The 15520-nt window shown below is 32.7% G+C and carries 14 protein-coding genes; 6 read left to right on the top strand and 8 right to left on the bottom strand.

Annotated elements, in window-relative coordinates; all coding sequences use genetic code 11:
• The first annotated feature begins 28 nt into the window (after positions 1-28).
• Complete coding sequence (locus Q0975_RS20690) at positions 29-913, top strand: bifunctional 5,10-methylenetetrahydrofolate dehydrogenase/5,10-methenyltetrahydrofolate cyclohydrolase (RefSeq protein WP_299440202.1); 885 nt, start codon at positions 29-31, stop codon at positions 911-913.
• Between the two features lie 376 nt (positions 914-1289).
• Here Q0975_RS20690 and Q0975_RS20685 read toward each other — a convergent pair whose 3' ends face one another.
• The 3 genes from Q0975_RS20685 to rho form a co-directional block, all read right to left on the bottom strand.
• Positions 1290-2462, bottom strand: coding sequence for a hypothetical protein (locus tag Q0975_RS20685; protein WP_299440200.1), 1173 nt, complete (start codon positions 2460-2462; stop codon positions 1290-1292).
• Positions 2463-3364: 902 nt separating this feature from the next.
• Positions 3365-4036: a peptide-methionine (S)-S-oxide reductase MsrA gene (msrA, locus tag Q0975_RS20680; RefSeq protein ID WP_299440198.1), complete on the bottom strand. Its 672-nt coding sequence runs from the start codon at positions 4034-4036 to the stop codon at positions 3365-3367.
• Between the two features lie 171 nt (positions 4037-4207).
• Positions 4208-5977 (bottom strand): transcription termination factor Rho, encoded by a 1770-nt coding sequence (rho, locus tag Q0975_RS20675; protein ID WP_299440196.1) that lies wholly within the window; start codon positions 5975-5977, stop codon positions 4208-4210.
• Between the two features lie 200 nt (positions 5978-6177).
• Here rho and Q0975_RS20670 point away from each other — a divergent pair, with 200 nt between their 5' ends.
• Complete coding sequence (locus Q0975_RS20670) at positions 6178-6588, top strand: DUF4293 domain-containing protein (protein WP_299440391.1); 411 nt, start codon at positions 6178-6180, stop codon at positions 6586-6588.
• Between the two features lie 57 nt (positions 6589-6645).
• Here Q0975_RS20670 and Q0975_RS20665 read toward each other — a convergent pair whose 3' ends face one another.
• Positions 6646-7140: a metallophosphoesterase family protein gene (locus Q0975_RS20665; protein ID WP_299440194.1), complete on the bottom strand. Its 495-nt coding sequence runs from the start codon at positions 7138-7140 to the stop codon at positions 6646-6648.
• A 116-nt stretch (positions 7141-7256) separates the two neighbouring features.
• Here Q0975_RS20665 and truA point away from each other — a divergent pair, with 116 nt between their 5' ends.
• Both truA and Q0975_RS20655 read left to right on the top strand, forming a co-directional pair.
• Entirely contained in the window at positions 7257-8003 is a 747-nt protein-coding gene (gene truA, locus Q0975_RS20660; RefSeq protein WP_299440192.1) for a tRNA pseudouridine(38-40) synthase TruA, read from the top strand.
• A 2-nt stretch (positions 8004-8005) separates the two neighbouring features.
• Positions 8006-9772, top strand: coding sequence for an ABC transporter ATP-binding protein (locus Q0975_RS20655; protein ID WP_299440190.1), 1767 nt, complete (start codon positions 8006-8008; stop codon positions 9770-9772).
• On the opposite strand, the gene Q0975_RS20650 is transcribed toward Q0975_RS20655, so the two are convergent.
• The 4 genes from Q0975_RS20650 to folP all read right to left on the bottom strand — a co-directional run bounded on the left by Q0975_RS20650 (position 9769) and on the right by folP (position 13066).
• The gene (locus Q0975_RS20650) at positions 9769-10545 is read right to left on the bottom strand and encodes a DUF3667 domain-containing protein (protein WP_299440188.1); all 777 of its coding nucleotides are present in this window, start codon (positions 10543-10545) and stop codon (positions 9769-9771) included. The genes Q0975_RS20655 and Q0975_RS20650 overlap by 4 nt on opposite strands.
• Positions 10546-10584: 39 nt before the next feature.
• Positions 10585-11379, bottom strand: coding sequence for a DUF3667 domain-containing protein (locus tag Q0975_RS20645; protein ID WP_299440186.1), 795 nt, complete (start codon positions 11377-11379; stop codon positions 10585-10587).
• Positions 11379-12155, bottom strand: a complete 777-nt coding sequence (gene cdaA, locus Q0975_RS20640) for a diadenylate cyclase CdaA (RefSeq protein WP_299440184.1) — start codon at positions 12153-12155, stop codon at positions 11379-11381. Before cdaA ends, Q0975_RS20645 begins: the two co-directional genes overlap by 1 nt.
• An 86-nt stretch (positions 12156-12241) precedes the next feature.
• On the bottom strand, positions 12242-13066 hold the full coding sequence (folP, locus tag Q0975_RS20635) for a dihydropteroate synthase (RefSeq protein ID WP_299440182.1): 825 nt from the start codon (positions 13064-13066) through the stop codon (positions 12242-12244).
• Between the two features lie 83 nt (positions 13067-13149).
• Here folP and Q0975_RS20630 point away from each other — a divergent pair, with 83 nt between their 5' ends.
• Positions 13150-13692 (top strand): DUF1599 domain-containing protein, encoded by a 543-nt coding sequence (locus tag Q0975_RS20630; RefSeq protein ID WP_299440180.1) that lies wholly within the window; start codon positions 13150-13152, stop codon positions 13690-13692.
• A 90-nt stretch (positions 13693-13782) separates the two neighbouring features.
• Positions 13783-15519: a BT_3928 family protein gene (locus tag Q0975_RS20625; protein ID WP_299440178.1), complete on the top strand. Its 1737-nt coding sequence runs from the start codon at positions 13783-13785 to the stop codon at positions 15517-15519.
• The last annotated feature ends 1 nt before the right edge of the window (position 15520 follow it).

The raw sequence follows: 15520 nt of genomic DNA, 5'->3' as shown, positions 1-15520 counted from the left end.
AATTTATAAAATAGAGTAGGGGTCGAATATGGAAGTTTTAGACGGAAAAAAAGTAAGCAACGATATTAAAAACGAAATTGCTGTCGAAGTTCAGAAAATGAAAGATCGAGGCGAGAAAGTTCCGCATCTTGCGGCGGTTTTAGTAGGAAATGATGGAGCTAGTCTTACCTATGTAGGTAGCAAGGTTAAAGCGTGTGAAAGAATAGGTTTTGAGTCTACGTTAGTTAAAATGCCGAGTACGACTAGTGAAATAGAGCTATTAACCAAAATAAAAGAATTGAATGAAGATTCGAATATTGATGGATTTATAGTTCAGTTACCTTTGCCTCCACAAATTGATACTCAGAAAGTATTGTTAGCTGTAGATCCCGATAAGGATGTAGATGGATTTCATCCGATGAATTTTGGTAAAATGGCATTGGATATGTCAACTTTTATTCCAGCGACTCCATTTGGTATTTTGGAACTATTAGAGCGCTATAATGTGGATACCAAAGGGAAACATACTGTGGTGATAGGTAGGAGTCATATTGTAGGGAGACCTATGAGTATTTTGATGGGTAGAAAAGGATGGCCAGGTAATTCAACTGTTACATTAACACATAGTCATACTAAAAATATTACGCAGATTATATCTCAAGCAGATATTGTTATTTCTGCGTTAGGTGTTCCTAATTTTTTGAAGGCTGAGATGGTGAAAGATGATGCTGTGGTTATTGACGTAGGTATAACAAGAGTTGCAGATGACTCAAGAGAAAGAGGATATAGGATAGTAGGTGATGTAGATTATGAAAATGTTAGTAAAAAGGCTTCATTTATTACTCCAGTGCCTGGAGGAGTTGGCCCTATGACAATAGCGATGCTTCTTAAAAACACGTTACTAGCTAGAGAAAGACATCGTAATAATGGATAATTATTGGGTTTCTATTTTTTATAGTTGATAATGTCCTGACTAGAAATAACAGCAAAATATAAGATATTGCCTTAGAGTTTGATTTTCAAACACTAGGGCTTTTTTATGCAAGACATATTAAATAAAAATTGATAGTTCTATCCATATGCCTTTATTTGAATTTTATTTTCCAGTAAATTTAAACAACAAGAGGAGTATTTCCTGGATAGTAATGAATGTAATTCTGATGATGAACAGAAACTATTACTCACTTGTTTTGTGAAGATGTGGTATGTTCATTTTTTGAAATATAAAAAGGCGCCAAATATTGGCGCCTTTTTTATTTTACATTTATTATTGGTGATAATAAAATATATTTTTAAATAACTCTAATTTTTTAGAATGCGTTGAAATCTTGTGATGTAATTTTATCATCATCATTAGAACTATTACCGTATTCCAATGTACCATTAGGTAGAAGATCCAAAGACAAACTGAAAGAAGGAACATTAATACCGTCCTCAGTTTTAATTGTTCTAAAATCTAATATTGATGGGTCTCTTTCGTATAAAGCGTTTTTAGTAAAAGTTCCTTGACGCTTTCCGTTTTTTGGTGTTGATTCTTTCCAGTTTTTACCATATGCAATAATACATTGGTATTCTCCTTCAGGGATATTTCTGATGTATTGAGTTTGATTACTGTTTACAAAAACAATTCTTACAGTTTCATCATCTTTTTCTGTTTTTCCTAATTTTATTAGTTTAACAACAACATCAGTATTCTTTCCTACCTGTAATTTTAGGTAGTTGTCTAGCTTATATTCATATTTACCTTTGAATTTGTTAAAAGATTTTGGAGTAGCTCCTGATTTATAGGTCTTTTTCTCCCAGCTAGCGAACTTATCTTCTCTAGTAACTTTTGATGGTGCAGCAGAAGTTCTAGACGTATTTGCATTACTACCATTAGAAGCAGTCTTTGATTCAATAGGAGTATATGCCGTATCTGTATTACCTAAAGTTCTTTTGTTTGCTTCTTCAAGTGCTTTTTGCGTTTCCGCTAATTCAGCAAGTCTTCTTCTCTCTTGAGCACTTTTATTTTGATTTGCAGCAGCAGCGGCGGCAGCGGCAGCGGCAGCACTAGCTTCAGCCTCTCTTTTACTCTGCTCAGCTCTTGCGATAGCAAGTCTAGCTTCTCTTGCAGCTTCTTCTGCAGCTTTATTAGCAGCTGCTATTGCTAGATTAGCAGCTTGTTCAGCAGCTTTTCTTTTAGCTTCAGCTTCTTTTGCAGCTCTATCAGCTTCAGCAAGACTGTTATCTTGAGCTAAAAGTTTTGTTTGTACAAATCCATTACCGTTTTTGTGTTGGACAGTACTCCAGTCTCCATATCCAGAACTAATAACATATACCTGAGTTCCTTGAGGAATCTCTGCTATAATATCAAAATTAGCTCCTGGTCCTGTTCGTAATTCTAGTTTGGCGGTAGCTGTTAAATAGCTGTCCAAATTGGTTATCTGAGCGAAAGTCGTCGAAGTCATCACCAATAGTAAAATAAATGTAAAAATTGATTTCATAATCTTTCTGTGTTTACATAATTAAAATTCAAAATAAAGCAGATTAGGGTTCTTTATAAAAAAGGTGTTAATCTTTTTTGCTTTTTTTTATCCTCTTTTAAATAGTTTTTAAAAGTAATTGTTTAAAAATTGCATTCTCAAAAAACATGCCAAACTATATTTTATGACATTTTTAAATTATTAACAAAACCTGTTGTTGTGTTAAAAATCATAATTTTTAAAGAACTTTAGTTGATTTAAGTGCTTGTTTTTCAGTTAATTAGACATGTTTTGCTTTAGTGTAAGTTTAAACTTGTTAATTAATTAGCTGAGTTGAAAACTCTTAAACTATAAACAAAAGTAAGTTATTAATATTAAAAACACAACTTGTTTTGGTTTTATTTGCATAAAAATCTACTTTTTTTTTAATCAATTTGTGTTTTTCAACGATTATTTTGTGTATTACAACTGATTTATGCTGTATTCACAGGGGTTGAAGTCGGTATGGGTGGATTTGACTTTGTATGGTTTCTTGCGATTCTTTTTGTTGGAGGTTATTGAAAGCTGTAAATATTTATTTTCACAATACTTTAACATTAAAAACTATGCATGCATAATATATTCTTAAGATCTAAATAGGGTATTTTCCGCATTATGATTTGTATACTTTTGATATTAAGATGTTTATATTAATATGCTTTTGCAATTTTAAAAATGTGTAAAAGCTTGTTTGAGTGTTAAATAAAATATAGAATTTAGTGAAATAGTAATCTTCTTTTTTCTTAAAAAAGTTGATTTTGTTGTCTGTTTTAAGCGTAGATTTTGGCGTCGTCAGAAATGGCTGACCTTATTTCTTGTGTACGATTTTAGTGAGGATGTGATTCTTTTGGTTAAGAATCTGTAGGTTGGTGTTTAGAAATCGATTAATGTGTGTTCTTGATTAACTCGGGAAATTTCTTTTGAAATCGTTTTAGTCTTGGTATAGAAACATTTTGAATATATCTGTTGTATGGGTTCAGCTTTTCGTAATCTTGATGGTAGTTTTCTGCTTTCCAGAATTTTTGAAAAGGCATAACCTCTGCTGCGATTTTTCGATTTAGGTTTTTGCTAAGTGAATCCTTCTTTTTTTGGATAATGTCTTTTTGATTCGTGTTTTGGTAGAATATAATGGATCGATATTGAGAACCTCTGTCGGGACCTTGTCCGTTTATTTGGGTTGGATTTTGGGATCCAAAGTATACGTCGACTAAAGAAGAGAAGGTGATAATTTCGGGATTGTATAAAACTTCTACGGCTTCTGCATGACCAGTGCGACCTGTATTACTTGATTCGTATGTTGGGTTTTTAGTATGCCCGCCAGAATAGCCCGAGATAACTTCTTCTACTCCTTTTATGCTCTCATAGATTGCTTCTACGCACCAAAAACATCCGCTAGCAAAGTAAGCTCGCTCTAGTCCGTTAAGTGGTTTAGTTTGAACTGGAGTAATGTTGTGGTTTTGAGATGCTGTCTTTTTTTGATCATGGGTTTGGCTGTTTCCTTGGCAGCTCAATAATAAAATCGAAATGGTGAATATGCTGTAGAATAAAGTTCTCATAATATTTTTTTTATGAAATAGTAGTCTAGGTTTATTTCTAAACCTTTCAGGTTATACTTGTTAAAAACAAAATTACTTATATATATGTATGTTCGGGTTTAAATAAATTGTAAATAAAAAAAACGGCTGTCAAAATGAACAGCCGTTTTTTGTGTATTATATGGTGCGTGTTTATCCGTTCATGGAAATCAGAAACTCATCATTATTGCGTGTTTGTTTAAAACGCTCGTTAATGAATTCCATTGCTTCTACTGGATTCATATCCGCAAGGTATTTACGCATTACCCACATTCTCTGTATTGTGTTTTCATCTAATAAAATATCATCACGACGGGTGCTTGAAGATGTAAGGTCTATGGCAGGGAAAATTCTACGATTAGATATTTTACGATCTAATTGTAGTTCCATGTTACCAGTTCCTTTGAATTCTTCAAAGATAACTTCGTCCATTTTAGATCCTGTTTCCGTTAATGCTGTTGCAATAATGGTAAGTGATCCTCCATTTTCGATATTACGTGCTGCTCCAAAGAAACGTTTTGGCTTGTGTAATGCATTGGCATCTACACCACCACTAAGAATCTTACCAGATGCAGGTTGTACTGTATTGTATGCTCGTGCTAAACGTGTAATCGAATCTAGTAGAATTACAACATCGTGACCGCATTCTACTAATCTTTTTGCTTTCTCTAATACGATATTAGCGATTTTAACATGCTCGTGAGCTTCTTTGTCAAATGTAGATGCGATAACTTCTCCTCTAACATTACGTTGCATATCGGTTACCTCTTCAGGACGTTCATCAATTAGTAATATCATTTGATATACTTCAGGATGATTAGCGGCAATTGCATTGGCTACATCTTTCAGTAGCATGGTCTTACCTGTTTTTGGTTGGGATACGATCATACCACGCTGTCCTTTTCCGATAGGAGAAAACAGATCCATTATTCTTGTGGATATAGTACTTTGTCTTTCTGCTAGTTTGAATTTTTCCTGAGGAAAAAGTGGTGTAAGGTGTTCAAACGAAACTCTGTCTCTTACTACCTGTGGATCCATACCATTAATCTTGTTTACCTTGATTAACGGGAAATATTTTTCACCTTCTTTAGGAGGCCTTACTTGTCCAAGAACTGTGTCACCAGTCTTAAGTCCAAAAAGTCTTATTTGAGATTGAGATACATATATGTCATCAGGAGAAGAAAGGTAATTATAATCACTAGATCTTAAAAAACCGTATCCGTCCTGCATGATGTCAAGCACTCCTTCACTCTGGATAATTGCATCAAATTCGTAATCAGGTTCTTTATAGCGGTTTCGATTATCTCTGTTGCCGTTATCTCTGTTGCCGTTACTTTCCTTTTTATTGGTGTTACGGTTTTTGTTTTGAGGCTTGTCGTTATTTCTGTTGCGATTATCTTTTCTGTCCTCTTTTCTATCGTCTTTTCTGTCTTCGTGCTTTTTCTGAGGCTTTTTATTTTCTTTCGACTCTTTTGGAGCTGATTTAACTTCTTTAGATTCCTGAGGCTCCTGTTTTTGAGGTTCCTGTTTTTGAGGCTCCTGTTTTTGAGGCTCCTGTTTTTGAGGCTCCTGTTTTTGGGATTCTTGCTTTTGAGGTTCCTGTTTTTGAGGTTCCTGTTTTTGAGGTGTGTTTTTTTCTATAGGAGGATTTGCGTCTTTTTTAGCAGAAGGAGCTTGGGTGTTCGGTGCTTTGCGCGGTCTTCTTTGACGAAGTGCTGGTTTTGGTTGAGGTTTTTCTGTTTTGGCAGAAGAATCTTCAGCAATAACCTCTTTTACTTTTTTAGGGTTTGAAGCTTGGTAGTCAAGTATTTGATATACCAAGTCTAATTTTTTCATGGTGCGAAATTTAGGTACGTTTAAATTTTTCGCAATTTCCTGTAGCTCAGGAAGCTTTTTCGCTTTTAATTCAGAAATCTCTAACATTTAAATTTGTTATATAATTTAAGGTTCTGGTATTAAATTTTCTAAAGAAGAATTCTAGGAAAATTTTATTTTGAAGGTAAGTAACCTAAATAGAATGGGTTACACAATTTGTGATGCAAGTATACGACTTTATTTTTGATTTTTTATACATATTTATAAAAAGAACTCTTATTTTTGCTTTTCCAAAAGAAGAAGGGGCAATGATACAAAGAATCCAATCTGTTTATTTGTTTTTAGTAGCGGTATTATCCGGAGGGATATCTACTATATTGCCATATGGTTTGGATCAGAATGGAGAAGAATTATTGACTCAAAATAATTTTTTGGTTTTAGGAATGTTTGCCGGATCTGCTGTTTTAGCTTTGGTAAGTATTTTTTTGTTTAAAAATAGACAGCTTCAATTTGTATTGGGGCGTATCAATATCTTATTAAACTTTATTTTACTAGGAGTATTTGTTTATTGGTCACTAACTTTATCTGGAGAAACTATGGTTTCGGAGAAAGGTATTGGGATGTTGATTCCTATTATTTCTATCGTTTTATTAGTAGTAGCCAATAAGGCTATCAAAAAGGATGAAAATCTCGTAAAATCTGTGGATCGATTACGATAAACCTAAAATCTTAGTAGTATTAGTGCGTTAAGACCCGAAGTATGCCAACTTCGGGTCTTATTTTTTTCCTAACTCTATGACTTCAAGGTTTTCAATCTTACCAATATCCAGAGTGAATCTTAACATAGTTCTCACTTTGTGAAATCCATGCTTGCCGGCAGCACCAGGATTCATATGCAATACACCATTATTTTTGTCCGGAATTACTTTAAGAATATGAGAATGACCACAAATAAATAATTGAGGAGGATTGGTTTTAATTTCTTCTCGGGTATTACTATTGTATTTAGGTGGGTATCCTCCGATGTGAGTAATCCAGACAGAAACACCTTCACATGAGAATCTTTGATGTAAAGGAAAAGTGGCTCTGGCTTTATCATTATCAATGTTTCCGTAAACCCCACGAAGAGGTTTAAGCGCTTCAATGGCATCAGTGACTTTTAGATCTCCAATGTCTCCCGCATGCCATACTTCATCTGCTTCTTTTACATAATGTAAAATACGATCATCTATATAACTATGGGTATCACTAAGTAAGAGTATTTTTTTCAATTTGGTAATAAAAATGATTTATGATGTTATAAATAAACTGAGCAATCCTATACAATTCATCTCTATAATATAAAGTATATTTGTGGTCAGATTTTGAACAAAAATAGCATAAAGCTTTGAGATATTTTCTAGAACTGTCATATAATGGAACACCTTATCATGGATGGCAACGCCAGCCTAATGCAATTTCTGTACAAGAAGTTCTAGAAGATTCATTATCCTTGTTGTTGAGAACTAAAATAGGTGTAGTAGGAGCGGGAAGAACGGATACTGGAGTTCATGCAAGACAAATCATGGCTCATTTTGATAGTGAAAAGGAATTAGATGCGATTCAATTAAAATATAAGCTAAACGCTCTCCTTCCGCCAGAAGTTGCTATACAAAAAGTGAGTTTAGTAGAAAATGATGCACATGCCAGGTTTGATGCAGTAAGTAGATCTTATGAATATTTTATCTCAGTATCTAAGGATCCTTTTAGAATAAATAGTGCATATTATCTGAAGAAAGAATTGGACATTGATTTGATGAATAAGGCTGCTAAATTACTGTTAAACTATACTAGTTTTAAATGTTTTAGTAAGTCTAAAACCGATGTAAAAACGTATAATTGTAATATAACGGAGGCTGTTTGGGAAAAGAATGGTAATATGTTAGTTTTTAAAATTTCTGCGAATCGTTTTCTTAGAAATATGGTACGAGCAATTGTTGGCACTCTGATAGAAATAGGAGAACATAAGCTGAATCTTAGTGATTTAAAACAAATAATAAAGAGTGAGAATCGAAGCGAAGCAGGATATTCTGTGCCTGCCCATGGTCTATATTTAACAGAAGTACAATATCCAAAAACAATATATCTTAGATAAAAATGGCTGAAAAAAGCGGAAAAGCATTTGATTTTAAACTGTTTAGAAGATTGATTAGTTTTACTAATCCATATCGCATTACATTTTATTTTGTGGCTTTGTCTGCTATATTATTATCAGTATTCGCAATATTGAGACCGCTCTTATTGCAAAAAACTATTGATGAAAGTTTTATTCCGAAAGATGCAGAGTTGATAATTTTTTATATCAGTTTGATGCTAGGAGTATTATTATTAGAAGTAATTTTTCAATTCCTATTTATATATTTTGCTAATTGGTTAGGGCAGGAGGTAATCCGAGATTTGCGAGTAAAACTTTTTGATCATATGTTAGGTTTTAAAAAACAATACTATGATACATCAGCAGTTGGGAGGTTGGTTACCAGAGCAGTAAGCGATATAGAAACGATAGCTAGTATTTTTAGTCAGGGGCTTTTTATGATTATAAGTGATCTACTAAAAATGATCGTTATTCTCGGATACATGGTATATTCTAGCTGGCAGTTGACCTTGATTGTGTTGGCAGTGCTTCCTTTTATAATTTTTGCCACTAGAGTATTTCAAAAGAAAATGAAAACTGCTTTTGAAGAGGTGAGGACTCAGGTTTCTAATCTAAATTCTTTTGTTCAGGAACGAATTACCGGAATGAAAATCGTTCAACTTTTTACTAGAGAAGAAATTGAGTATACTAATTTTGAAGAAATAAACGAAAAACATAAAAAAGGGTGGATAAAAACGGTTTGGTATAACTCTATATTTTTTCCTATAGCAGAAATGTCTAGCTCTGTAACTATTGGGTTAATTGTTTGGTATGGAGGGTTGAGAGCTGCACAAGGTGATGTGATTACACTTGGTGTCGTAATTGCATTTATAGAATTATCCCAAATGCTTTTTAGACCTTTACGCCAGATTGCAGATAAGTTTAATACGCTGCAAATGGGAATGGTTGCGGCTAATAGAGTGTTTGCTGTTTTGGATACGGATTCCAGAATTGATGATTTGGGAGAATTAACGTTACAAAATATTAAAGGAGATATTGATTTTGAAGATGTAAGATTCAGTTATATTGAAGGAGAAGAAGTTTTAAAAGGAATTTCTTTATCTGTAAAAGCAGGAGAAACTATTGCTATTGTTGGAGCTACAGGAGCTGGTAAATCAACTATCATTAATTTATTAAATAGATTTTATGAAATTGATAGTGGAACAATTTCGATAGATAAAATGGCGATAAACACGATTGGTTTAAAATCGTTACGAAGTCATATAGCGGTAGTATTACAAGATGTATTTCTGTTTGCAGATACTATTTTCAATAATATTACACTGAATAATCCTGATATTACAGAAGATCAAGTTCGGAAAGCAGCAAAAGAAATAGGGATACATGATTTTATAACTACGCTTCCTAATGGATATCATTATAATGTAAAAGAAAGAGGGGTAATGCTTTCCTCGGGACAAAGACAATTAATATCTTTTCTTAGAGCTTATGTTACCAATCCTGGTGTTTTGGTGCTAGATGAAGCAACATCGTCTATTGATTCTCATAGTGAGCAACTTATTCAGGATGCTACTGATAAAATAACCAAAGGTAGAACCTCAATTGTTATTGCACATAGATTAGCAACGATTAAAAATGCTGATAAAATTATCGTTATGGATAATGGTAAAATAGTGGAACAAGGTAACCATAATGAATTGCTAGAAGTAGAAGATGGATATTACAAAAACCTTTATGATGTACAGTTTGCTGAAGTAAAAGAACTTTAGTTTATAAGTCCATATTCTTTTAATATACCAGTAGCAATTCCAGCAATAAGCGTAAATCCAGCAACAATTAAAACAAAAAATAGCATGGCTAGGAATCCTCTTGATATGATTTTTTTATAACTTAGTTTGTAAAGATTTTTGAATAAGAACGTACCATATGCCAACTGAAGTATAAGAAAATAGAAGCTAGTCTCTTCTATGTAATCTCTAAAACTATATATTATTATATAAGGTATAAATGTTAATATGGTAAGGTGTGCAATGAAATAGGTGTTAATAACTATAAGCTCTGTGAAATTGTACTTTTTATACTTCCTGAATACAAATTTAGAAATCAACGAATAAAAAGGAATTAACAAGAAATATCCAAGAGTAGGATATTTTTCTGTGGTCTCCAAGAAGAATTTTATGACTTCGTTTGTGTTTTCATGGTTTTTAGGATCCGATTGAATGTCAAAGAATTGTTCTGATATAAAACTTAAAATTGCAGAAAAGGTAATAGACAAAAGGAAATAAGATGCAAGATTAAGATGTTTTTTTCTGACACCGTTGATATACCCATCTATAACAATGTGAGGCTTTATGGTAAGATCTCTAATAGTTTTTATGAAAGTGTTGTCCACATTAAGATAAACTTCACTTATTTCGGAAACCAGGTTTTTAAAAGTAATACGTTTAGTAATTTTTTTAGCTCCGCAATTGGAACAAAAGTTTACATCTTCTAAGTCGTAGTTACAATTTTTACAATTATTAATTGTAAGCGATTTCTTCATTTATATGATTGTATTAAGTGTTTTTATAATTCTAAGAAACTAGATAGAAGAGGTTTCTGTATTCGGCATAATGCCCATTTTCATCATAATTATGGCAATAATAAATGAAAAGATCACAAAGAGAACTGTCATTATAACCAGGAATAATAGTGTTTTTATCAAGATTTTCTTCAAACTTATTTCATATAGCTTTTTTAGAACATAGGTAATGTAAATTATATATGTAGTCATTTGAATACCTACAACAATAAAAATGTTTTCTGCAGATAAAATAAAGGGCATTGTGATAATACTTACTATCATTGTTATATGAGAATACGCATATAGATAAATTACAAAATGTTCCGTGAGGTTATATTTTTTATAATTCAAAAAAACCAATCTAGAGATTAAAGCTAATATCGGAATTGTCAAAAAAGAAATTACCGATTGGTACTCAAAAGAGAAATCTGATGTAATTTTAGTTGCTTCAGCCTGGGCTTCTGAGATCATGGATTTTGCAAAAATATCATCCTTGTATTTTCCCAAAATAAAACTATACAAACTGGAAATGGTCAGAGAGATAGCAAAGTAACTAAAAACATTTATGTATCGTTTCCTAACACCATGGATATACCCATTAATTACAGCTTTAGGTTTGGTAAATAGATGAATAAAGGTCCTTATAAAAGAATTGTCAAGATTTAGAAAACGATCACTAAATTCCTGTGTTAGGTTTTTAAATGTAATTCTTTTTGTGATCTTTTTAGCTCCACAATCTGGGCAAAAAGAATAATGATCAATTTGAAAGCCACAGTTTTTACAATGATTTATATTGGTAAGATTACTATTCACTATTGGAGGTCTCTTTTTATTTTTTCTATGAGTTCTTCTGGTGTTTTGAAAATGACAAATTCACCGTTTCTTATATAAGATATTTTACCTGTTTCTTCACTAACAATAAATGCCAAGGCATCTGTTTTTTCTGTTATCCCTATAGCAGCACGATGTCTTAATCCAAAACGCAAAGGGATATTCCGGTCATTAGAAACAGGAAGAATTACACGAGTAGCCACAATTCTATTATCTTCTATGATCATAGCACCATCATGTAATGGACTATTTTTATAAAAAATACTTTCGATGATTGGTGTCTTTACTAGTATGTCTAGTTCATCACCAGAAGTTTTTACAAAATCCAGAGAAGTACTCCTTTTAATTACAATTAATGCCCCAGTAAAAGTGTCTGCCATTTTTACACATGCATTTACAATTGCTTCCACATCAGTAATACTATCTTCGGGTGTGTCTCTTATGAATTTTAACTGTCGTAAAAACTTACGTCTTCTACCAAAATTAGTAGATCCGATCATTAATAAAAACTTTCGGATTTCTTGCTGGAAAACAACAATTAAGGCAAACATTCCAACTCCAATGAATTCTCCTAATACGCTACTAAGCATCTCCATAGCTAGAAACTGTGTAAGTTTCCAAACCAGATAGATCATAACGATACCTATAAAAATATTGATCGCTGCTGTTCCTTTAACCAATTTATAGATATAGTATAGCAGAAGTGCTACAAGTACGATATCTAGGATATCTAATATTCTAAGGTTGATTAAATCCAAATGCGGTGTTTTTGTAAAAATAGAAAAATTAGTGTAACTCTGATTTGAAAAGCATGAAAAAGAGGATTTGAAATGGTTTATAAATATTATTCCTGATATCTACCTACTAACGTAATACATTCCATCGCTTCTTTTACATCGTGTACTCTTAGAATCGAAGCTCCTTTAAGCAATGCTATTGTATTTAAGGAAGTTGTTCCGTTAAGAGATTCTGACGGATCAATATTTAAAGATTTATAAATCATAGATTTTCTTGATATACCTGTTAAAATTGGTAATCCGTGGAGTTGTAATAACTCAAGTCTTTTTAGAAGTTCAAAGTTTTGTTCTATGTTTTTTGTAAAACCAAAACCAGGATCTATAATGATATCATTTATGCCTTCTCTTCTAGCTTCAGCTACTTTTTGAGAAAAATAAAATTGAATATCTTTTATTAAATCGCTGTATTGATTTAGAGATTTCATAGTTTGAGGAGTCCCTTTCATATGCATCATAATATAAGGTACATTAAGCTGACCAACAGTTTTGATCATATTGTGGTCCAAGTTACCTGCAGAAATATCATTGATAATCGCAGCTCCAGCATCTATACATTGCTTAGCGATTTTGCTTCTAAATGTGTCTATCGATAAAACAACGTCAGGAAACTTTGAAAGAATCAGTGTTATTACGGGTAAAATTCTTTTCTCTTCTTCATTCGAAGAGATATGATCGGCACCAGGTCTAGATGAATATCCACCAAGGTCAATAAAAGTAGCTCCTTCTTGAAGCATTTTTTCTACCTGATATACTATTTGTAATTCGTCCTTATATTTTCCTCCATCATAAAAAGAATCTGGTGTGAGATTTAGAATTCCCATTACTTTTGGTGAGGATAGATCAATCAAGGAGCCTTTGCAATTAATGGTCATACAAGAGTTTATACTATATTTTTAATGTTTATTTGGTATAATTGCCATATTAAAGCGAAATTTACGCAAAATTCAACAGTTATATGCAAGATACGTCTACACAATATGACGCAGTAATTACGAAATGTCGTGATCTGTTTATTAAGAAAATGAAAGATTATGGTAGTGCTTGGAGAATCCTTAGATTACCTTCACTAACAGATCAGATTTTTATAAAAGCGCAACGTATTAGAGGTTTACAGGAGAATGCAGTAAGAAAAGTAGATGAAGGAGAAGTTTCCGAGTTTATTGGTATTATAAACTATAGCCTGATGGCTTTGATACAGTTGGAAAAGGGAGTTGCAGAACAACCAGACCTGGATACAGATACTGCAACAGAGTTATATGATACACATATCGATATCACGAAAACATTGATGATGAATAAAAATCACGATTATGGGGAAGCTTGGCGTGATATGAGGGTTAGCTCTCTTACGGATTTAATTATTCAAAAATTACTTCGTGTTAAACAAATTGAAGATAATAAAGGAAAGACCTTGGTTAGTGAGGGTATCGATGCTAATTATCAGGATATGATTAATTATGCTGTTTTTGCAATGATTCACTTAGGTGAAGCTAGATAGTTTGTGATTTTATAAAATACTGTTAAACTAAAAGCGACAAGGTATAAACCTATTATCTTGTTCGAAATAAATTATAATTACCATTAAAAGATGAAAATACTAGTTGGTTTTTCGAGAATATTTGTAGCGGCACTTTTTTTGTTTTCTGGATTTATTAAACTTAATGACCCTCTAGGGTTTTCTTATAAGTTACAGGAATATTTCAGTGAAGGAGTATTGAATTTGGAGTTTTTAATTCCGTTCGCTTTATTAATAGCAGTATTTCTAGTTATTTTTGAAGTAATTGTAGGGATTACATTGCTATTAGGATATCTGCCTAAGTTTACTGTTTGGTCGTTATTGGGTATGATTGTCTTTTTTACATTTCTAACCTTTTATTCTGCATACTTTAATAAAGTTACAGATTGCGGATGTTTTGGAGATGCTTTACCGTTAACTCCGTGGGAGTCTTTTACTAAGGATATTATTTTGCTGTTTTTTATTTTGATATTGTTCTTTGGAAGAAAATATATCACCCCAATCCTAGCGGAAGCTTCTCATAAATGGATTGTATTTGTGTGTTTTTCAGCTTGTCTAGCATTTGCGTATCATGTACTAATGCATTTACCAACTTTTGATTTTAGAGCCTATGAAATAGGAACAAATATACAAGAAGGAATGTCTGTACCAGAAGGAGCTCCAGAAGCTGAGTTTGAATACTTCTGGAAGTTTGAGGTAAATGGTAATGAAGAAATTATTAAAACTAGTGGTGAGTATCCGCAAGTAGATGGTAAATATATAGGAGTAGAAACCAAAATGATTAATGAAGGGTATATTCCGCCAATACATGATTTTGCCATAGAAAAAGGTGGTCAAGACTATACTACAGAATTTTTAGAGAAAGAGAATCTTGTACTTATTATCATGTATAATTTATCTAAAAGCGAAGGAGAAGGGATGAATGCGATGAAAGGCTTGACTGATAAAGCTATCGCTCAAGGGTATGATGTTATAGGACTTACAGCATCTTCTCCTCAGGATATTTCTCAGAAAAAAGAACAGTATGATCTAAGTTTTGATTTCTACAGTACCGATGAAACTGCGCTTAAAACCATATTGCGATCTAATCCAGGAATCGTGAAATTAGATAAAGGTACTATAACAGAGAAGCTGCACTGGAATGATGCGGATAAATTAATTTTAGAAAAAGTAGAACGATCTGAACCTAAAATTAATGAAGAATTAAAAGCTCAATTGGATAGTGTTGCTCAATTGGATCAGAAGTTTAGGAGATTAATGCAGGCAAAAACGGCAAAAGATAGAGATAGCATCGCTAAATTGGTAGGAGCGACAGAAAAAGAAGCTCTTAGTGATTATTGGCAACAGCAAAGTGCTATTGATTCTTCTAATACAGTGTTTATTGAGCAAGTTTTTAAAAAATATGGATACCCTGGTAAATCCCTTGTAGGAGAGCCAACAAACACTGCTGCTTGGTATGTGATTCAGCATTCTGATAAGATTGATCAGTATCTTCCTATTATTAAGAAGGCAGGAGAAAAAGATGAAATTCCTTTCAGATTAGTTGCAATGATGGAAGATCGCCACCTAATGCATATAGGTGAAGAACAAATATATGGTACTCAAGGAACAACATTAAACTACAATACTGATAAGCCAATCCAGATTATTTGGCCAATAAAAGATGTTGAAACTGTAAATCAACGACGAAAAGAAGCTGGATATAATTCTACAATCGAGGAATACGCTAAAAGATTGTACGGAGATGCTTTTGAGTATAAAGCATATACATTGGAAGAAGTTGAAAAGCTAAAGGAAAAGGTAAATTAAA

It is taken from the genome of uncultured Aquimarina sp., assembly GCF_947500065.1.
Taxonomy (GTDB): domain Bacteria; phylum Bacteroidota; class Bacteroidia; order Flavobacteriales; family Flavobacteriaceae; genus Aquimarina.
The sequence above is the reverse complement of the archived record's forward strand: the minus strand, read 5'-3'. Positions and strand labels throughout refer to the sequence as shown.